Consider the following 18,949-nt stretch of genomic DNA (forward strand, 5'->3'; position numbering starts at 1 on the left):
ACACGCCGAAACAGCGCTTGGCACAGGCCGCATGACCTCTACTTTTGAGTGCTCCAAAAAATGGGGGGATTACCGGACGTCACTGCGGGCAACTTCAAGCCATCTCCCAGCCAAGCCGTAACCGAACAACGCTTTCCAGTGCGTCTTTACAGCCAGGGGCAGATCGCAGCCTTGGCGGGCGACAACCAGCAGGCACTGCTGAAGATAATCGACGACGCAGCAGGAACTCAGACATCGCAAGCAGTATTTGAGGAAGCCAAACGAACATTCCTAACCTATCGGGCGCAGATTCGCGAGTTGGATGGCAAATTACAAAGCCGCGATGCGTTGGTGTTGTCTCAACAGGACGTTCAACGAAAGCTAGCTCGCTTCGAGGGCGCTGACCACGCGGCTGTATTGAAAAGTTATCAGCACACCAGCCAACAAAACCGCGAGCTTGAACGCCAGTTTGAAGCCTCTGCCGAATTGGCAACTTACTTGAAGAGCATTGCTACAAACTTACAAGTAGAGGGCTTACCGGAAGGACTTTTCGATGCGAACGAAGACAACCCTGCTCTAAATATCATTCAAGCATTACAAGACGACATCAATAAGGCGAAACAAGAGGTCGAAAATACGGCAGAAATGCTATTGGTGCGCAGCCAAGTACTTAAGAATGAGCTAGAAACATCCCCTTGGTTCTCACGAATTGGAGCATCCAAGACTACCTACGATCAGCTCAGAGCCGATTTGCAACAACAAGGAGTCAATGACCCCAGTGAGTTCGGCCATCTAGTACAGGAAAAGCAGCGACTTGAAACCGAGATAAAACGTCTTGATGCATTGCAGAAACAACACTTTGAGTTGTGTGAAAAAGTCACACAGCAACTTGAAACAGTGTTATCAGCTCGCCGCACCATCAGCATGCAACGCCAAGCATTTCTACAAGCAACTCTTCAGAACAACCTTTTCGTGAAGATCGAGCTGATCCCCTATAGCCGTGATGCGCAAGGAATTGAACGCTCATTGCGAGAAGTGCTTGGCACCGCTGATGGTAAGTACGTGGATGATCTATACCAAGAACAAGATGGCGCACCACCAAAAGGCCTTGTAGCAGATCTGCTAAATGCCTGTGAGCTTGTTAAAGAACCAGGCATACAGAGCACAACTACCTTTGAAAACTTACTATTGGGACAAAAAGAGCGTCTATTACGTGCCTGTAGTGGTTCTGCAGAATTTGGTGGTTGGTTCAACAAATTCTTGAAGGCTGAAACCGATAAGCATCCAGAGTTTATCGATCATATTCTTTGCTGGTTTCCCGAAGATGGCTTAAAGGTGGAATACAGCCGCAAGGGGGATGGCAGAGACTTTCAATCTATTGGACAAGCGTCTGCTGGGCAACGCGCAGCTGCAATGTTGGCCTTCCTACTAGCACACGGCAGCGAGCCACTGGTGCTCGACCAACCAGAGGACGACCTAGATAACCACTTGATATATGGGCTAGTGGTTCAACAGATTCGTTCCAATAAATTGCGTCGCCAGCTCATCATCGTCACCCACAATCCCAATATAGTGGTCAATGGCGATGCAGAGCTAATTCATGTTTTGGATTTTAATCACCAATGTCATTTGAAGCACACGGGTTCCTTGCAGGACCTAACTATGCGTAAAGAAGTCTGCCAAGTAATGGAAGGGGGAGAAGAGGCATTTGAACGCCGTTACTTGCGTTTGGGAAGAGAAATTTAACTATTTATAGGCTCTCCGTGTAGCAGTAGATAATTATAAGGGAGGCACAAGCCTCCCTTTCCTATGTCATTCCCAATGAGATGCCATTGCACAGATATGAGACGTCATTTCATTTGCAATGAGATCCCACAACTGCGTCGATTAGACGTCGAGGTTGGCTACGCGCAGGGCGTTGGTCTCGATAAAGTCACGACGGGGCTCAACGGCATCACCCATCAGGGTGGAGAAGAGCTGGTCAGCACCGACGGCGTCGTCGATGGTGACGCGCAGCATGCGACGGGCTTCCGGATCCATGGTGGTTTCCCACAGCTGGTCCGGGTTCATCTCACCCAGCCCTTTATAGCGCTGGATGTAGATGCCGCGTTTGCCCTCGCCCATCAGCCACTCGACGGCTTCTACAAAGTTGGCAACCGGCTTGACCTTCTCGCCACGCTTGATGAAACCACCTTCCTCGATCAGGTTGGCGATCTCCTTGCCCAGCGAAACCAGCTGACGGTACTCACCGGACTGCAGGAAGTCGTAGCTGAGCGGATATTCGCGGTCGACACCGTGCTGACGTACCACAGCGTGCGGCACGTACAGGCTGCGCTCTTCGTCACGACGAACCTGGATCTGGTACTGGATACCGTGGTTGCTCTCGTTGAGCACGGCTTCCATACCCTGACACCAGGCCAGCAGATCGCTCTCGCTGTTCAGCAGCGCTTCGTTCAACTCCGGCTGATAGATCAGCTGGGTCAGCACGGCTTCCGGCGCACGACGAGACATGCGGGTGATCAGGTGAGTCACCGAGCGGTGCTGGTTGACCAGACGCTCCAGCGCCTCGCCACCGATGGCCGGAGCAGACTCGTTGACGTGCAGGGTAGCACCGTCCAGCGCCATGGCGGTCTGGTACTGCAGCAGCGCGTCTTCATCTTTCAGGTACTGCTCCTGCTTGCCCTTCTTCACTTTGTAGAGCGGCGGCTGGGCGATGTAGACGTAGCCACGTTCGATGATTTCCGGCATCTGACGATAGAAGAAGGTCAGCAGCAGGGTTCGGATGTGCGCACCATCGACGTCCGCATCGGTCATGATGATGATGTTGTGATAACGCAGCTTGTCCGGGTTGTACTCGTCACGACCGATACCGCACCCCAGTGCGGTAATCAGGGTGCCCACCTCTTGCGAGGAGATCATCTTGTCGAAACGGGCCTTCTCTACGTTCAGGATTTTACCCTTGAGCGGCAGGATGGCCTGGTTTTTACGGTTGCGACCCTGCTTGGCGGAACCGCCAGCAGAGTCCCCTTCCACTATGTAGAGTTCGGAGAGTGCCGGGTCTTTTTCCTGACAGTCAGCCAGCTTGCCGGGCAGACCGGCGATATCCAGCGCACCTTTGCGGCGGGTCAGTTCGCGGGCTTTGCGGGCCGCTTCACGGGCACGGGCCGCATCGATGATCTTGTTGACCACGATCTTGGCATCGCCCGGGTTTTCCAGCAGGAAGTCGGCCAGCTTCTCACCCATCGCCTGTTCAACGGCGGTCTTCACTTCGGAAGAGACCAGCTTGTCTTTGGTCTGGGAGGAGAACTTGGGATCCGGCACCTTGACGGAGATAACGGCAATCAGACCTTCACGCACGTCGTCGCCACTGGCGGCAGACTTGGCCTTCTTGCTGTAGTCCTCTTTGTCCATATAGGAGTTCAGAGTACGGGTCAGCGCGGTACGGAAGCCAACGAGGTGAGTACCACCATCCCGCTGCGGGATGTTGTTGGTGAAGCAGTAGACCCCTTCCTGATAGGCATCGTTCCACTGCATCGCCACTTCAACGCCGATGCCATCCTGCTCGGTGGTGAAATGGAACACCTTCGGGTGGATCGGGGTCTTGTTCTGGTTCAGGTATTCAACGAACGCCTTGATGCCACCCTCGTAGCAGAAATGCGCCTCGCGGCCATCACGCTCGTCTTGCAGACGGATGGAGACACCGGAGTTGAGGAAGGAGAGCTCGCGCAGGCGCTTGGCCAGGATCTCGTAGTGGAACAGGGTATCGCTGAAAATGGCCGGGCTCGGCCAGAAGCGCACTTCAGTACCTGTGCCGGTGCTGTCGCCAATCTGCTTGAGCGGCGCCTGCGGCTCACCCAGATGATAGGTCTGCTCGTAGACGTGACCGTTACGACGAATGGTCAGCAACAGCTTGTCAGAGAGGGCGTTAACTACCGAGACACCCACGCCATGCAGGCCGCCGGATACCTTGTAGGAGTTGTCATCAAACTTACCGCCAGCGTGCAGCACGGTCATGATGACCTCTGCGGCGGAGCGGCCCTCCTCCTCGTGCATGTCTACCGGGATACCCCGGCCATTGTCACGCACAGAGACAGAACCGTCGGAATGGATCTTGACCAGAATATCGGAGCAGTAGCCAGCGAGCGCCTCGTCAATGGAGTTATCGACGACCTCGAACACCATGTGGTGCAGACCCGAGCCATCATCCGTATCGCCGATATACATCCCCGGGCGCTTGCGGACCGCATCCAGGCCCTTCAGCACCTTGATATTCGAGGAGTCGTAAGTATTTTCACTCATAGCTTACTCTCTGCCTTCTCTAACGTTTCGGAGATTTTACCCTGTTCCACGTGGAACAACTTACAGTCATTCGCATCCATCATGTCTGCGAGCTGACCGGTGTCGATGGCGGTGATAAACACCTGGGACGCACACTGCTTCAGCCTTGCGGCCAGCAAGCGGCGCTTGTCGACATCCAGTTCAGAGGCAAAATCGTCAATTAAAAAAATACAGCCACGGCTGCTATGTTGATTCAAATAGAGCCCTTGGGCCAGTCGCATAGCGCAGACCAGCAACTTCAGCTGACCCCGGGACAAAATATCCTGAGCGGGCACCCCGTTCGCCTTGAGGCGCACATCGGCTTTCTGTGGACCGACACCGGTATAGCCCAGCGCCCGATCCCGCTCAAACCCCGCCTCCAGCAGATCGCCGAGGGGAGTATCTTTCTCCCAGCCCCGGTAAAAGCCGAGACTGATATCGAATTCCGGCAGAAAATCCGCCGTCATCTCCTTGATCAGGGGCGTAATGGCCTGACAATAACTGGCGCGAAACTCGGCCAGCTCCCCCCCCAGCCGCACCAATTCCTGATCCCAAAACGCCAGCTGGCGGTACTGGGTGCTCTGGCGCAGTAGCGCATTGCGCTGTTTCAGCAGCCGCCGCACTCGCCCCCAGAGGGCAAAGAAGGTCGGCTCCTGATGGAAAACGCCCCAATCGAGCCAGGCCCGGCGAGCCTGAGGCCCGCCCGTCAGCAGGTTGAAGCCATCGGGATGGATCAACTGCACCGGCAACAGCTCCGCCAAATCGGCCAACCGCTGGGCCTGTGCCCCGGCAATCTTGAGCTGGGTCTCACCACTCTTGTCTTTGGCAAGACCGATCGGTACCTGACGCCCCTCCAGCTCGCACTGGGCAAACAGGGTAAACGCCCTCTCCCCCTGGCGGATAACCCGCCCGGTCAAATGAGTGCGAAAGGAGCGCCCCAGACCAAGGTAGTGAATGGCTTCCAGCACGCTGGTCTTGCCGCTGCCATTGCGCCCGACCAGAATGTTGAGGCCGGGCGACAGCTTGAGATTGGCTTGCTGGATATTGCGAAAGTCGCTGAGCTGGAGTTTGACCAGGGACACGACTAGATCCGCATCGGCATCACCACGTACTGAGCATCCTGATGTTCAAAATCCTCAATAATGGCACTGCTGATGGAATCGCTCAGGCTAATCCGAATTTGGTCACATTTTAACGTATTCAGCACGTCGAGCACATAAGAGACGTTAAAGCCGATCTCCATCTCGCCAGCGGCATATTGTACGTCAAGCAGCTCTTCGGCTTCTTCCTGTTCCGGGTTGTTGGCGGTGATGCGCAGCAGGTTTTCCTGCAGATTGAGACGCACCCCACGGAATTTCTCGTTGGAGAGGATGGCGGCGCGGGCAAACGCCTGACGCAGATCCTCACGGCCGGCGATCAGGGCCTTGTCGCTGTTGCGCGGAATGACGCGGCGCCAATCCGGGAAGCGGCCATCAACCAGCTTGGAAGTGAAGATGAAGCCGTCGAGGGCTGCACGCAGATTGCTGCGACCGATCTGCAGCCGCACCGGCTTGTCTTCCGCTTCCAGCAGACGCACCAGCTCCAATACCCCTTTGCGCGGCAGGATAACTTGATGATCGGGCAGCGATTCCCCTACTACCTCGCGGCGGCAGGTGGCCAGACGGTGACCGTCTGTCGCTACGGTGCGCAGACCGTGACCTTCGCTCTCGAACAGCATGCCGTTCAGGTAGTAACGCACGTCCTGGCTGGCCATGGAGAACTGGGTCGCATCGATCAGCTTCTTCAGCTCCAGCTGGCTGATATCGAACTCGAGCACGGATTCCCAATCCTCGATGTTCGGATACTCGGTCGCCGGCAGGGTCGAGAGGTTGAAGCGGGAGCGACCGGACCGGATGATCAGGCGCTCCCCTTCGGTATTGAGACGGATCTCGGCGCCTTCCGGCAGACCACGGCAGATATCCAGCAGCTTGCGCGCCGGTACTGTGGTGCGGCCATCTTCGCTGGCCCCGTTCAGATAGACCTGACCGATCATCTCTACTTCGAGATCGGTACCGGTCAGTGACAGCAGACCGTTGCTGACATCAAGCAGCACGTTGCCGAGGATCGGCAGGGTCGGTCGGCCGCCGAGGGCGCCGGACACCAGTTGCAGAGGACGTAACAGGGCCTCACGGCTAATTTCGAGCTGCATCTGTGCTCTCCGTTGTGATTAGGAGGAAAAGATTCGGATCAGGTTGGAATATTCGCGCTGCATCTGTCCACTCGATTCCGTTATCAGGAAGAAAGGGTACGGATCAGGTTGGAATAGTCCTCCTTGATGTCGTGACTCTCCTCCTTCAGCTGCTCGATCTTGCGGCAGGCATGAAGAACGGTAGTGTGGTCACGGCCACCAAAGGCATCACCTATCTCCGGCAAACTGTGGTTGGTCAGCTCCTTGGCCAGTGCCATCGCCAACTGGCGCGGACGGGCAACGGAGCGGGAACGACGCTTGGAGAGCAGATCCGCCAGCTTGATCTTGTAGTACTCCGCCACCGTCTTCTGGATATTGTCGATGGTGACCAGCTTCTCCTGCAGTGCCAACAGGTCGCGCAGCGCTTCGCGCACGAAATCGATGTTGATGGCACGGCCGGTGAAGTTGGCGTTGGCGATCACCCGGTTGAGGGCGCCTTCCAGTTCACGGACGTTGGATCGCAGACGCTTGGCAATGAAGAAGGCCACTTCGTCCGGCAGATGGATCTGGTTCTCGTCTGCCTTGCGCATCAGGATCGCGACGCGGGTCTCCAGCTCCGGCGGTTCGATCGCCACGGTCAGGCCCCAGCCGAAGCGGGACTTGAGGCGATCCTCAACACCGTTGATCTCCTTCGGATAGCGATCCGAGGTGAGGATGATCTGCTGGTTACCTTCCAGCAAGGCATTGAAGGTATGGAAGAACTCCTCCTGGGAGCGCTCCTTGTTGGCGAAGAACTGGATGTCATCGATGAGCAGGGCATCGACGCTGCGGTAGTAACGCTTGAACTCTTCAATGGCGTTGTTTTGCAGCGCTTTCACCATGTCCTGAACAAACCGCTCGGAGTGCATATAGATGACTTTGGCATCTTTTTTACTCTCCTTGATGGCATTGCCAACGGCGTGCAACAGGTGGGTTTTACCCAGGCCGGTGCCGCCATAGAGGAACAGCGGGTTGTAAGCACCACCCGGATTGTCCGCTACCTGACGGGCAGCCGCACGCGCCAACTGGTTGGACTTACCCTCGACGAAATTCTCGAAGGTATAGTTCACGTTGGTGTTGCTCTTGTGGTTCGGCTCGGGCTTGGCTTCAGCCTTGCTTTCCCAGCTCTTCTGCAAGTTATTCACAGGCGCGGCACCCTGTACCGGCGCTCTGGCGACAGCAACAGGATGTGGACGATTGCCTATATCAAAACGCAGGGCGGGGCCGTCGACCCCGCAGAGTTCGTTGATGATGCCGTTAACCCGGATGAGATACTTGTCTCGTACCCAGTCCAGAACAAAGCGATTCGGTGCATACAGGGTCAGAGTATTGTCACTCAACTCCGCTTGAAGCGGCCGGATCCACATGCTGAATTCTGCCGAGGGCAACTCATCTTGCAGCCGGTTAAGGCACTGCTGCCATAGCGAAGCAGTCACTCTAAACTCCTGTCGATTGATTAACTAAAGACCGGCTATTCTACGTTTTTAGCCGCCGGATCTCCAGCCATCGCCCGGTGGATCCAGCAAATAAGATCCTTGACTTTCAAGGATCCAGCGCCTTTGGATCGGATTTCATCCCCAAAGTTACCCACAGCTTGATCCACCGTCCGGATTGGTCGATCCCGTGCTTCTCTCCTGTTATTTCATATAACCAAATGTCATTTATTTTTTAAATTTTATTCCAATAACATCAGGGCCAAACCAGTTATTACAACTACAAATACAAGACATTGAGAGAGAGAAACACCATGAAAACATCCATCAAACTGATTTCCGGCGCAGCCATCCTGCTCGCCACCCTGTCCGGTCAGGCCATCGCCCAGGAGACCATCAAGGTCGGCATGTCTGGCAAATATTTCCCGTTCACCTTCGTCAAGCAGGACAAGCTGCAGGGCTTTGAAGTGGATATGTGGAACCAGATCGGCGAGCGTACCGGCTACAAGGTCGAATTCGTGACCGCCAGCTTCTCCGGCCTGTTTGGCATGCTGGAAACCGGCCGCATCGATACCATCTCCAACCAGATCACCATCACCGACGAGCGCAAGGCGAAGTACGACTTCTCCCAGCCTTACGTCTATGACGGCGCCCAGATCGTGGTACGCAAGGGCAACAGCACCATCCACGGTATCAAGGATCTGGAAGGCAAGAAGGTGGCCGTGAACCTGGGTTCCAACTTCGAAGAGCTGCTGCGCAAGAACGACCCGAACAAAAAGATCGACATCCGCACCTATGACTCCGCCTTCGAGCAGGATGTCGCCCTGGGTCGCATCGATGCCTTCGTGATGGACCGCGTCTCCACCGCCCAGCTGATCAAGGAGTCCAAGCTGCCGCTGCAACAGGCTGGCGCACCGTTCGAGACTATCGAGAACGCCCTGCCCTTCCTGAAGACCCCGGAGAAACAGGCGCTGCTGAAGAAGGTCGACGAGGCCCTGACCGCCATGCGCAAGGATGGCTCCCTGCGTCAGATCTCCGAGAAATGGTTCGCTTCCGACATCACCGACAAATAAATGATGGAATTTGACCTCGAATACACGCTGGGGCTGTTTCCCATCCTGCTCAAATACCTGGGCACAACGATGGAAATGGCCCTGTGGGGATTCGTGCTGGCACTCGTACTCTCGCTGGCCCTGGCGATAGTACGGGTGTTTCGCGTCCCCGCGATTCACTGGCTGGCGATGCTCTATATCTCGTTCTTTCGGGGTACACCGCTACTCGTTCAGCTGTTCCTGCTCTACTACGGATTGCCGCAACTTTTCCCGATCTTCGTGGGGATGGATGCCTTTACTGCCGCCATCGTCGGTCTGACCCTGCACTTCGCCGCCTACATGGCCGAGTCGATCCGCGCAGCCATCCTCGGCATTCACAAAAGCCAGATGGAAGCGGCGCTCAGTATCGGCATGAGCCGTTATCAGGCGATGCAGCGGATCATCCTGCCGCAGGCGGCCCGCATCGCCACCCCGTCGCTGATGAACTACTTCATCGACATGATCAAGAGCACCTCGCTGGCGTTCACCCTGGGAGTGGCCGAGATCATGGGCAAAGCGCAGATGGAAGCCTCCTCCTCCTTCAAGTTCTTCGAGAGCTTTATGGCGGTGGCGCTGATCTACTGGGTGGTGGTGATCTTCTTTACCCGCTTGCAGCATCTGCTGGAAGTCCGTCTCAACCGTGCCTATTAAAGGAGGGCTCTCATGATCAAGCTAACCGGCCTCTCCAAGGCATATCACGGCAATCAGGTGCTCAACGGTATCGATCTGGATGTTAAAAAGGGGGAAATTGTCGTCATCATCGGCCCCTCCGGCACCGGCAAGTCGACCCTGTTGCGCTGCCTGAACCTGCTGGAGACTCCGGATGCGGGCACCCTTGCCATCGACGATCTCGAGCTTAATCTGGCCAAGGCCAGCGAACAGCAGGCGATCGAGCTGCGCAAACGAGCCTCCTTCGTGTTCCAGAACTACGCCCTGTTTGCCAACAAAACAGCGCTCGACAACATCGCCGAAGGGCTGATCACCGTCTGGAAGCAGCCAAAAGCGGAGGCCCGCGCCACAGCGCTCGGCATCCTCAAGGACATTGGTCTCGCCGACAAGCAGGATGCCTATCCGGCCTCCCTCTCCGGCGGCCAGCAGCAGCGGGTCGGCATTGGCCGCGCCATGGCGGCACACTCCAAGGTGATCCTGTTTGACGAGCCCACCTCGGCCCTCGATCCCGAGTGGGTCGACGAGGTTTTGGGACTGATGAAAGAGTTGGCCCGCCAGCACCAGACCATGGTGGTGGTGACCCATGAGATTGAATTTGCTCGTGATGTTGCCGATCGGGTGATCTTCATGGAAGGGGGGCGGATCGTCGAGCAGGGCCCGCCGGATCAGATATTGGTCGATCCCAAGGATCCCCGTACCCGGGAGTTCTTGCGGAAAGTCCTTAAATAGCTCTCTCTTTGGCGGCCTGGCCGCCTTTTTTATTGAGGGATCCCTTGTTTAACCCCGGGTTGCCAGTATAATCCGGAGCCCTTGATCCTCTGGATCCTCACGCTCGGCAGTGGCCTTTTCAAGACCATGGCAGGATGAGAGGGAACGGCGGATTGACTAAAAGCCGAACTCTGTTTAGAATTCGGCCTCTTTTGCTAGTCGTCACACGCTATAGCTGGCGCGTCGGCTTAGTGTGACAATCAAAACTGTACAGAAATACGGAATCGAATCATGAAACGTACTTTTCAACCGTCCAACCTGAAGCGCAAGCGCTCTCACGGTTTCCGCGCCCGCATGGCAACTGCCAACGGTCGTAAAGTTCTGGCCGCTCGTCGTGCCAAGGGTCGTGCCCGTCTGGTAGTTTAATGCCTACCCAGCACACCTTCTCTCGGGAGTTACGTCTGTTAACTCCCGAACACTTCAAACGCGTTTTCGCCGAGCCTGTCCGGGCTGCTTCCCCGCAAATTACGCTTCTTGCCTGCCCCAATTCACTCGAACACTCTCGTCTTGGTCTCGCTGTGCCCAAAAAAGCACTCAAGCGTGCCGTCTGGCGTAACCGTGTCAAACGGGTGGTCCGGGAAAGTTTCCGCCTCAAACAACATCAGCTGCCCGCTATCGACATCGTGGTGATCGCCAAAGCCGGTGTGAAAGAGATGGATAACGAGGAACTGTTCAAGTTACTGGAAAAGCTATGGCGCACTCTGTCACGCCGTTGCAATGGGTAGCTATCAAACTGATACGCCTGTATCAGCTAATCATTAGCCCTCTGCTCGGGCCGCGCTGCCGTTTTACTCCAACTTGTTCCCAATTTGCGATAGAAGCCATCCGACTTCACGGTTTCATAAAAGGCGTTTGGTTAGCTAGCAAACGTCTATTAAAATGCCATCCCTTATCCGAGGGTGGTTATGACCCGGTTCCGCAACCAAAGCGAAGAAACTGAAGACTATGGAATCACAACGCAATCTACTCCTGATCGGTTTGCTGTTCGTGAGCTTTCTGCTCTGGCAACAGTGGGAGTCCGACAAGGCTCCGAAGCCGGCCCCGACTACCGTGGCCCAAACCGAACATTTCGTACCTGAAGCCGGTCAGACCGGTGATATTCCTCAGGTTTCCGAGCAAGCCAACGCAACTGCCGCACGCAAGCTGATCACCGTCTCCTCTGACGTGCTCAAGCTGACCCTGGATACCCAGGGTGGTGACGTCGTGTCTGCCGAACTGCTGTCTCACAAACTGGAAGAGGGCAAGGACCAACCGTTCGTGCTGCTGACCAGCAAGCCTGAGCACCTCTATATCGCCCAGAGCGGTCTGGTGGGTCGCAATGGTCCGGACAGTCAGGCCGAAGGTCGTCCTACCTATGAAGCCGCCCAGACCAGCTATCAGCTGGCCGATGGTCAGGATCAAGTCGTCGTTCCGATGACCTGGACCGACAGCAAGGGCGTGGTCTTCACCAAGGAGTTCATCCTCAAGCGTGGCGACTATGCCGTTGGCGTTGATTACAAGATCGACAACAAATCTGCCGAGCCGGTTCAGGTGCAGTTCTATGGTCAGCTGAAGCAGACCGTAGCAACGCCGAAGGATCAGGAAGGTCATGCCATGGTAGCCAGCGCTTACCGTGGTGGTGCCTTCTCCACTGAAGATACCCGCTACAAGAAGTACACCTTCGACGAGATGAAGGATGCCGACCTGAACAAGACCACCAAGGGTGGTTGGGTCGCCATGCTGCAACACTACTTCGTCTCTGCCTGGGCACCGAATGCCGACGATACCAACAGCTTCTACAGCCGTGTGATCCCTGGTAAAGGCCAGGCCATCATCGGTTACAAGGCGCCGCTGGTTGACGTGGCTGCCGGCCAACAGGCTGAAGTAACCAGCAAGCTGTGGGTCGGTCCCAAGCTGCAAGACCAGATGGCCAAGGTGGCTAACCACCTCGACCTGACCGTCGACTACGGCTGGCTGTGGTTCATCGCCCAACCGCTGCACTGGCTGCTGACCGTGTTCCACGGTTTCGTCCAGAACTGGGGTCTGGCCATCATCATGCTGACCCTGCTGGTACGCGGCATCATGTTCCCGCTGACCAAGGCCCAGTACACCTCCATGGCCAAGATGCGCATGCTGCAACCCAAGATTGCGGCCCTGCGCGAGCGCTTCGGCGATGACCGCCAGAAGATGTCTCAGGGCATGATGGAGCTGTACAAGAAGGAGAAGGTCAACCCGCTGGGTGGCTGCCTGCCGATCCTGGTTCAGATGCCGATCTTCATCGCCCTTTACTGGGCACTGATGGAGTCCGTTGAACTGCGTCACGCGCCGTTTGCCCTGTGGATCACTGACCTGTCAGTGAAGGACCCCTTCTTCGTGCTGCCAATCCTCATGGGTGCCTCCATGTGGTATCTGCAGAAGATGAGCCCGACCACCGTAACCGACCCGATGCAGCAGAAAGTGATGCAGTTCATGCCGATCATCTTCACTTTCATGTTCCTCTGGTTCCCGGCTGGCCTGACTCTCTACTGGCTGGTGAGCAACGTCATCTCCATCATCCAGCAGACCATCATCTATCGTCAGCTGGAGAAGAAAGGACTGCATTCACGCAGCTAATCTTCCCGTGATGACAAAAGAGGCGGCCTTCGGGCCGCCTTTTTTATTACAATGTCTCCCACTACGTTTTCCTATCAGCGAACAAACGAGCCAAGCAAGATGACAACAGATACGATCGTGGCCCAGGCCACCGCGCCAGGCCGTGGTGGCGTCGGCATAGTCCGGGTCTCCGGCCCCGCCGCCGAACAGGTCGCCGGGATAGTGCTCGGCAAGCTCCCGCGGGTGCGCTACGCCGAATATCTGCCGTTCAAGGATGAGCAAGGCCAGGTACTGGATCAGGGCATCGCCCTGCTGTTCAAAGCCCCCAACAGCTTCACCGGCGAGGATGTGCTGGAGCTGCAGGGCCACGGCGGCCCCGTCATCATGGACATGCTGATCCGCCGCATTCTGAAAATCGATGGCATCCGCCCTGCCCGCCCCGGCGAGTTCAGCGAGCGCGCCTTCATCAACGACAAGCTGGATCTGGCCCAGGCCGAAGCTATCGCTGACCTTATTGAAGCCTCCAGCGAACAGGCCGCCCGCAGCGCCATGCACTCCCTGCAGGGGCAGTTCTCCAGCAAAATCCAGCAACTGGTGGAGAGCCTGATCCGGCTGCGCATCTATGTGGAAGCGGCCATCGACTTCCCGGACGAGGAGATCGACTTCCTCTCCGACGGCAAGGTGGCGGGCGACCTCTACGCCATCATGTCCGAGCTGGACGACGTGCGCGGTGAAGCCAAGCAGGGCGCTCTGCTGCGGGAAGGGATGAAGGTGGTGATCGCCGGTCGTCCCAACGCCGGCAAATCGAGCCTGCTCAACGCCCTGGCAGGGCGCGAGTCAGCCATCGTCACCGAGATTGCCGGCACCACCCGCGATGTGCTGCGCGAGCATATCCATCTCGATGGCATGCCGCTACACATCATCGATACCGCCGGTCTGCGCGACACCCAGGATAAGGTAGAACAAATCGGTATCGAGCGCGCCTGGGCCGAGATCGAACAGGCCGATCGGGTGCTGTTTATGGTGGATGGCACCACCACGGATGCGGTTGACCCGCGAGAGATCTGGCCGGAATTTGTTGATCGGTTGCCAAAAAATATCGGCCTCACCGTGATTCGCAACAAGGCCGACCTGACCGGCGAGGATCTGGCACCGAGCCAGGAGCTGGGCCACGCCGTCTACCGTATCTCCGCCAAGACCGAGCTGGGGCTGCCTGCCCTGCGCGAGCACCTGAAAGCCTGCATGGGCTTCCAGGGCAACACCGAAGGGGGCTTTATGGCCCGCCGCCGCCATCTGGATGCGCTGGAGCGTGCCGCCGAGCGGCTGCTGGTGGCCAAAGAGCAGCTGGAAGTGTTCGTGGCAGGCGAGCTGGTGGCCGAAGAGTTGCGCCTCGCACAGGAGTCCCTCTCTGAGATCACCGGTGAATTCAGCTCCGACGATCTGCTGGGCCGTATCTTCTCCAGCTTCTGCATCGGCAAGTAATGTGGTGAAAAATCAGCAATAAAAAGCAGCCAGTGAGAACATAAGGCATTGTAAATATTGGACTTTGTTTTTTACTGGCTATTCTTGCCTGATCTTGTTTCGTGAGAATTTACCCCGAGAGTACCCCGAAGTAACCTCTCGGGGTACTCTCGGGGGACAATTATGAAGATCAGCATCGAATTCCGCGAACCTGACGCCGAAGGCAAGCGCGCTCTGCGCTTAACCTATTACGCCGGCTCCTACCTTGAACCAACCACGGGCATCCGCAAGCACAAACGCAGCAGAGAGCCCCTAGATCTCTTCTTGTACGACAAGCCGCGTACACCAGCACAGCGACTCCACAACAAAGAAACCCAGCGAGCAGCCGAAGCCATCCGCGCCAAGCGACTCTTCGAGTACGAGACTGGTAAACACCATCTGGATTTCTCGAACGCCTACAAGGCCAGCTTCTTCGAGTACTTCCAAGAGGTTACAGACCAAAAAGCGGCAGGCAGCAAGAGCAACCACTCCATCTGGATATCAGCCCTCAAGCATTTACGCCAGTACCATAAGCTGCCGGAGCTGACTTTCGAGGAAGTAGATCAGCTGTTCCTAGAGGGTTTTCGGCATTACCTGATGCACAAAGCCCGAACCAAAAGCGGCACACCACTGAGCCGCAACACCCAGAGTGCCTATTTCAACAAGTTAAGGGCAGCCCTGAACCAGGCAGAGCAGGAGCGGCTGCTACCGGATAATCCGGTACGACGAGTCAAAGCTATCCAGGGGGAGAAGAACAAACGGGTTTATCTGACCGAAGACGAGGTACGAGCCCTGGCCCAGGCCGAGTGCCGCTACGACGTTCTTAAGCGCGCCTTTCTGTTCTCTTGTTGCACTGGCTTGCGCTGGTCCGACATTCACAAGCTGACCTGGGCAGAGCTGGAGCCCTTCTACGGCCATTACCGTATCGTCTTCACCCAGAAGAAAACCAGCGGTCTGCAATACTTGGATTTGAATGACATGGCGATGCAGCTGATGGGGCGCCCAGGCAAGACATCAGAGCGGATCTTCAAGGGGCTGAAATACTCTGCCTGGCACAACATGGAACTCACCCGCTGGGCGTTGCAGGCGGGTATAACCAAGAAGGTCACCTTCCACAGCGCACGCCATACCTTCGCCGTCATCCAGCTTAACCGTGGCGTCGATATCTATGCGCTCTCCCGCTTGTTGGGCCACAGTGAGCTGAGAACCACCGAGATCTACGCCGACATCCTTGAATCACGACGCAGGGACGCCATGCTCGATTTTCCCAACGTATTGTTGTGATCCTGATGAGACAAAGCCTCGACGAGATCTTGACCTGAATTGATCGAAACAGCTTAGCCAGTTAGGGAAGAGCCAACAAACAGGCCAGCGCAACCATACGCTGGCCTAGATTATCTTAGATAATATAGATCGGATCTCAGGATCGCCCTGCAGCCCAAGTAGCACTTGGGCTTAACTGATTAGGCCTGTGACCAATATCGTGAACTTTGTGACCACTTTCGTGATAGTCCGTGACCATTATCGTGATAGCGCAGGCCGACCGATGGTGAACCGCCCCTTGGCATGTTCACTGATTGACCAACCCAGTTCAGCCAGTTCATCCAGTGCCTTGCGGACTCGCGATTGCCGCTTGCGGTCGGTGGCCGCGCTGGACTTATCAGGAAAAGCGTAAGAGACCAGTTTATCTAAGCCTACTGGCTTGCTGCGGCCACAATCAATCCAGGCGCACAGCCGCTGATGCAATATCCGAGCAGTGCTACTACGCAGTTGCCGTACCTCAGCCAGATCGATATAGGTATATCGGCCATTCCCCAACACAGCATTGGTCAGCAAAGGATTAAGCGCCACAAAGAGCCCATCGGTCAGGGCATCACTGGCATAGTTCGCCAGCAGACGAAAACCGCTACGCAGGCCTGCCACCTGTGCTATTACCGACACCTTCCACAACCGCTCGACACTGCGGCGCACCGTGTTGGTGTCACGAGGGTTGGCGTAACCAATCTCCTTGGCCAGTTTGCGCAAGCTGCTTTTGACCACCAAGACATCCTGCTGGTTGGCAATCCCACGAAGCTGAAGTAGTTCTCGTAATATCTCTCCGGTTTCACCACTCGCAACAGGCTCAATCTTGCCGCCTTGTGATTCAAGCCCAGCTAGGGCAACCAACCCTTGAAGTACGCGCAAATCGTCGGCCCCCAAGGGTTCTGGCCCAGAAAACTCAATCTGATTACCGTTATCCAAACGGTAAATCACCGCCAGTTTGTCTCGACGGCGCTGACCAGGAGCGATGGCTCTGAACAATCCTGGGGCCAGACAGTGCATATGGTCGTGCCGAGCATGAGTTAGTTCAAAGCAAGGCACGTTTGCCTCCAGCCCGGCGTGTTACGTCCAACCTGACGGGGTGCAGCACGCCACCTTCCCCCCGCACCAACCAGCGCTCCGGTAGTGGCTGCCCATAATTACTTTTGCTTACTCCAAAGCGCACGTAAAGTTGGCTCAGCTCTGCCGATACGCCCAGCTGCTGCGCCTCTTTCTTGGTCATAGTGGCGAGATAGGCCTGCCAGCGGATGTTGTCCACCAGAACTGACGAACCTCGGCTTGCCTGCTGCAGATCGCCAGCTTCTTGGAATACTGCGGATTTGCTGGTGTGGTGTACAAACAACACAGCGCATCCCAGCCCCATGGCCAGCCGTTCCAACTGACCCAGCACCTGTGTCATGGCACAGGCCGCGTTCTCGTCGGCATCGTGGAAGCGTCTCAAAGTATCGATAACCACCAACCTGACCCCCTCAGCCCAAATGGCAATCGCTTCCCACCAATGGCTATCCAGCACATTCGGGCTGGCACCCTGAAGCGATATCAAACGAAGGTCTCGTTCAACGTTGGCACGAAGTTCAGCATCAAGACCTCTGCCCAAGGCAAACAAGCGCTGGTGCAGTACAGGCCAAGGGTCCTCGGCAGGCAGGTAGAGCACAGCCCCCCTGCCCAGATTGCCAAGCCCAATCCAATCCGGCCCACCGGATATCTGCATTGCCAGTTGTAATGCCAACATCGATTTGCCCACACCTCCCGGTGACACCAAAGCACCAACGCAGCCCACCGGCAGTCCCGGGAGGACGAAATCGAGGGGTTTCGGAGGTTCAACAAAAGCCGATCGGAGATCCTGAGGCCAGTGAGATGCTATGAGATCTCGTTCCATAACAACCTCACAACCGCCCATGGCTAGCTTGCCGCACACGCTTGGTTACATGCTCAGTGAGTTCGGCGTCCGGTGAAATGCGGTGGGAGAGCAGCCAGTCCAGCAGCTCAACGCGCTTGAAGTAGATCTTTTTGCCTTGTGGCTTGTAATGCGGCAGACGCTTTTCACTAGTCAGCCGGTACACATAGCTGACAGAAACCCCCAGCAACTCGGCGCACTCCTCGGCAGAAAGCACCTCTTTTTGCGCCAGTCCTTGCTGGATTACCAGCTGCTTAAGCTCATAAAGCTCTCTCAGAATTGACCCGTTAGGATCGCTGTAAACAGACGGATTTTGCTCACGCATGCGGATGATCTCCCTGTAACAAACATCAACATGCAAAGCGTACCGGGGGTAGAACTAAATCCAGAGCGCTGTAAGTGCCCATTTTGGGCACTTACAGCGCTTTTTCGGAGAAAAAAATTTCACATGTGAAAGCATCGCAAAAAACTCCATTGCCATTGATGCAAAAAAAGACCGAGCTTTGTCTTGACGAAACAAAGTCTCATCAGAGACACTAATCTCCAGCATCATTAGCGATGACGAGATTTTTTGTGAAATTACACCTTTACCAAATCGCCACAATCAGCGCTGGTTATCCATTTCGCGGCAAGATCCCCGAGCATCCAGAGGGGAATCTGGCCGTTGTGCAGATGAAAGACACCTCGTCAGAGTTCGGTGTCGACTGGATGAGCTGCGTGCGCAGTGAGGCAACTGGCAAAAAAGCACCGGACTGGCTGCAAACAGGAGATATTCTGGTGGCAGCACGGGGCAACCAAAACTATGCCGTGCTGGTTGATACCCGGCATGCCCCACTGCCAGCTGTGGCGGCCCCCCACTTTTATGTGGTACGGCCACAATCTGATGCACTGATCCCGGAGTTCCTCGCCTGGCAGCTCAATCAGCAGCCCAGCCAGCGTTACTTCGAACTGCATGCCGAAGGCACCCTGACCAAAAGTATTCGCCGCCAGGTGTTGGAAGAGGCCTTGATTGGGCTTCCATCACTGACAGAGCAACAAACCATTTTGGCAATAGCTCGCACGCTGCAGGAGGAGCGCCAATTGATGCAGCGCCTCCAGCACAATGGCGAGCAGATGATGCATGCCATCGCGACTCGCCTACTTGAACAATCCGATAGAGATGCCTCTTGAGGCTCGCATACCCGTTATTACGCCAAGG

The 18,949-nt window shown here is 56.1% G+C and carries 18 protein-coding genes; 11 read left to right on the forward strand and 7 right to left on the reverse strand.

The annotated features are described in order from the left end of the window. The first annotated feature begins 48 nt into the window (after positions 1–48). Positions 49–1,725 carry a TrlF family AAA-like ATPase gene (locus tag OKC43_RS18635; protein WP_270660351.1) on the forward strand — a complete coding sequence of 559 codons (1,677 nt, stop codon included), beginning with the start codon at positions 49–51 and terminating at the stop codon, positions 1,723–1,725. A 141-nt stretch (positions 1,726–1,866) separates the two neighbouring features. On the opposite strand, the gene gyrB is transcribed toward OKC43_RS18635, so the two are convergent. From gyrB to dnaA, 4 genes are all read right to left on the reverse strand, one after another. After that, positions 1,867–4,278 carry a DNA topoisomerase (ATP-hydrolyzing) subunit B gene (gyrB, locus tag OKC43_RS18640; protein WP_005357188.1) on the reverse strand — a complete coding sequence of 804 codons (2,412 nt, stop codon included), beginning with the start codon at positions 4,276–4,278 and terminating at the stop codon, positions 1,867–1,869. After that, positions 4,275–5,378: a DNA replication/repair protein RecF gene (recF, locus tag OKC43_RS18645; RefSeq protein ID WP_236272340.1), complete on the reverse strand. Its 1,104-nt coding sequence runs from the start codon at positions 5,376–5,378 to the stop codon at positions 4,275–4,277. The genes gyrB and recF overlap by 4 nt, the downstream gene beginning before the upstream one ends. Positions 5,379–5,380: 2 nt before the next feature. Beyond that, entirely contained in the window at positions 5,381–6,484 is a 1,104-nt protein-coding gene (gene dnaN, locus OKC43_RS18650; RefSeq protein ID WP_005339306.1) for a DNA polymerase III subunit beta, read from the reverse strand. Positions 6,485–6,567: 83 nt separating this feature from the next. Further along, positions 6,568–7,938 (reverse strand): chromosomal replication initiator protein DnaA, encoded by a 1,371-nt coding sequence (gene dnaA, locus OKC43_RS18655; RefSeq protein WP_005339307.1) that lies wholly within the window; start codon positions 7,936–7,938, stop codon positions 6,568–6,570. A gap of 311 nt (positions 7,939–8,249) precedes the next feature. On the opposite strand from dnaA, the gene OKC43_RS18660 reads away from it, so the two are divergent. The 9 genes from OKC43_RS18660 to OKC43_RS18700 all read left to right on the forward strand — a co-directional run bounded on the left by OKC43_RS18660 (position 8,250) and on the right by OKC43_RS18700 (position 15,818). Continuing rightward, positions 8,250–9,008, forward strand: a complete 759-nt coding sequence (locus tag OKC43_RS18660) for an amino acid ABC transporter substrate-binding protein (RefSeq protein ID WP_005339308.1) — start codon at positions 8,250–8,252, stop codon at positions 9,006–9,008. Continuing rightward, complete coding sequence (locus OKC43_RS18665) at positions 9,009–9,677, forward strand: amino acid ABC transporter permease (RefSeq protein WP_019445518.1); 669 nt, start codon at positions 9,009–9,011, stop codon at positions 9,675–9,677. Between the two features lie 12 nt (positions 9,678–9,689). Further along, complete coding sequence (locus OKC43_RS18670; RefSeq protein ID WP_021230441.1) at positions 9,690–10,424, forward strand: amino acid ABC transporter ATP-binding protein; 735 nt, start codon at positions 9,690–9,692, stop codon at positions 10,422–10,424. A 270-nt stretch (positions 10,425–10,694) separates the two neighbouring features. Next, positions 10,695–10,829, forward strand: a complete 135-nt coding sequence (gene rpmH / locus OKC43_RS18675) for a 50S ribosomal protein L34 (RefSeq protein ID WP_005307156.1) — start codon at positions 10,695–10,697, stop codon at positions 10,827–10,829. Then, the gene (gene rnpA / locus OKC43_RS18680; RefSeq protein ID WP_005339313.1) at positions 10,829–11,188 is read left to right on the forward strand and encodes a ribonuclease P protein component; all 360 of its coding nucleotides are present in this window, start codon (positions 10,829–10,831) and stop codon (positions 11,186–11,188) included. Before rpmH ends, rnpA begins: the two co-directional genes overlap by 1 nt. Beyond that, on the forward strand, positions 11,155–11,403 hold the full coding sequence (gene yidD, locus OKC43_RS18685) for a membrane protein insertion efficiency factor YidD (RefSeq protein ID WP_010672280.1): 249 nt from the start codon (positions 11,155–11,157) through the stop codon (positions 11,401–11,403). Before rnpA ends, yidD begins: the two co-directional genes overlap by 34 nt. A gap of 5 nt (positions 11,404–11,408) precedes the next feature. Further along, complete coding sequence (gene yidC, locus OKC43_RS18690) at positions 11,409–13,055, forward strand: membrane protein insertase YidC (RefSeq protein WP_005355794.1); 1,647 nt, start codon at positions 11,409–11,411, stop codon at positions 13,053–13,055. 99 nt (positions 13,056–13,154) lie between these two features. Further along, a complete protein-coding gene (gene mnmE, locus OKC43_RS18695) occupies positions 13,155–14,516 on the forward strand; it encodes a tRNA uridine-5-carboxymethylaminomethyl(34) synthesis GTPase MnmE (RefSeq protein WP_042054350.1) in 1,362 nt (453 codons plus the stop codon). A 162-nt stretch (positions 14,517–14,678) separates the two neighbouring features. After that, complete coding sequence (locus OKC43_RS18700; RefSeq protein WP_234576510.1) at positions 14,679–15,818, forward strand: site-specific integrase; 1,140 nt, start codon at positions 14,679–14,681, stop codon at positions 15,816–15,818. 237 nt (positions 15,819–16,055) lie between these two features. Here the strand turns inward: OKC43_RS18700 and repC are convergent, their stop codons facing one another. From repC to OKC43_RS18715, 3 genes are read right to left on the reverse strand one after another with little or no spacing between them, the layout of a single operon-like run. Next, positions 16,056–16,835, reverse strand: coding sequence for a replication protein C, IncQ-type (repC, locus tag OKC43_RS18705; protein WP_233270752.1), 780 nt, complete (start codon positions 16,833–16,835; stop codon positions 16,056–16,058). A gap of 46 nt (positions 16,836–16,881) precedes the next feature. Then, positions 16,882–17,754: a helicase RepA family protein gene (locus OKC43_RS18710; RefSeq protein WP_333563062.1), complete on the reverse strand. Its 873-nt coding sequence runs from the start codon at positions 17,752–17,754 to the stop codon at positions 16,882–16,884. Continuing rightward, on the reverse strand, positions 17,741–18,076 hold the full coding sequence (locus OKC43_RS18715) for a helix-turn-helix domain-containing protein (protein WP_234576508.1): 336 nt from the start codon (positions 18,074–18,076) through the stop codon (positions 17,741–17,743). Before OKC43_RS18715 ends, OKC43_RS18710 begins: the two co-directional genes overlap by 14 nt. 233 nt (positions 18,077–18,309) lie before the next feature. Between OKC43_RS18715 and OKC43_RS18720 the strand changes: the two genes are divergently transcribed. Next, a complete protein-coding gene (locus tag OKC43_RS18720; protein WP_265178718.1) occupies positions 18,310–18,921 on the forward strand; it encodes a restriction endonuclease subunit S in 612 nt (203 codons plus the stop codon). The last annotated feature ends 28 nt before the right edge of the window (positions 18,922–18,949 follow it).

Source organism: Aeromonas sp. Y289-2 (genome assembly GCF_027705925.1).
GTDB lineage: Bacteria > Pseudomonadota > Gammaproteobacteria > Enterobacterales > Aeromonadaceae > Aeromonas > Aeromonas veronii.

Excerpts from the sequence above, each read along its gene's own strand:
- gyrB (WP_005357188.1), bottom strand. The coding sequence starts at position 4,278 with ATGAGTGAAAATACTTACGACTCCTCGAATATCAAGGTGCTGAAGGGC.
- dnaN (WP_005339306.1), bottom strand. The coding sequence starts at position 6,484 with ATGCAGCTCGAAATTAGCCGTGAGGCCCTGTTACGTCCTCTGCAACTG.
- OKC43_RS18660 (WP_005339308.1), top strand. The coding sequence starts at position 8,250 with ATGAAAACATCCATCAAACTGATTTCCGGCGCAGCCATCCTGCTCGCC.
- OKC43_RS18665 (WP_019445518.1), top strand. The coding sequence starts at position 9,009 with ATGATGGAATTTGACCTCGAATACACGCTGGGGCTGTTTCCCATCCTG.
- OKC43_RS18670 (WP_021230441.1), top strand. The coding sequence starts at position 9,690 with ATGATCAAGCTAACCGGCCTCTCCAAGGCATATCACGGCAATCAGGTG.
- rpmH (WP_005307156.1), top strand. The coding sequence starts at position 10,695 with ATGAAACGTACTTTTCAACCGTCCAACCTGAAGCGCAAGCGCTCTCAC.
- rnpA (WP_005339313.1), top strand. The coding sequence starts at position 10,829 with ATGCCTACCCAGCACACCTTCTCTCGGGAGTTACGTCTGTTAACTCCC.
- yidD (WP_010672280.1), top strand. The coding sequence starts at position 11,155 with ATGGCGCACTCTGTCACGCCGTTGCAATGGGTAGCTATCAAACTGATA.
- yidC (WP_005355794.1), top strand. The coding sequence starts at position 11,409 with ATGGAATCACAACGCAATCTACTCCTGATCGGTTTGCTGTTCGTGAGC.
- mnmE (WP_042054350.1), top strand. The coding sequence starts at position 13,155 with ATGACAACAGATACGATCGTGGCCCAGGCCACCGCGCCAGGCCGTGGT.
- OKC43_RS18700 (WP_234576510.1), top strand. The coding sequence starts at position 14,679 with ATGAAGATCAGCATCGAATTCCGCGAACCTGACGCCGAAGGCAAGCGC.
- OKC43_RS18710 (WP_333563062.1), bottom strand. The coding sequence starts at position 17,754 with ATGGGCGGTTGTGAGGTTGTTATGGAACGAGATCTCATAGCATCTCAC.
- OKC43_RS18715 (WP_234576508.1), bottom strand. The coding sequence starts at position 18,076 with ATGCGTGAGCAAAATCCGTCTGTTTACAGCGATCCTAACGGGTCAATT.
- OKC43_RS18720 (WP_265178718.1), top strand. The coding sequence starts at position 18,310 with ATGACGAGATTTTTTGTGAAATTACACCTTTACCAAATCGCCACAATC.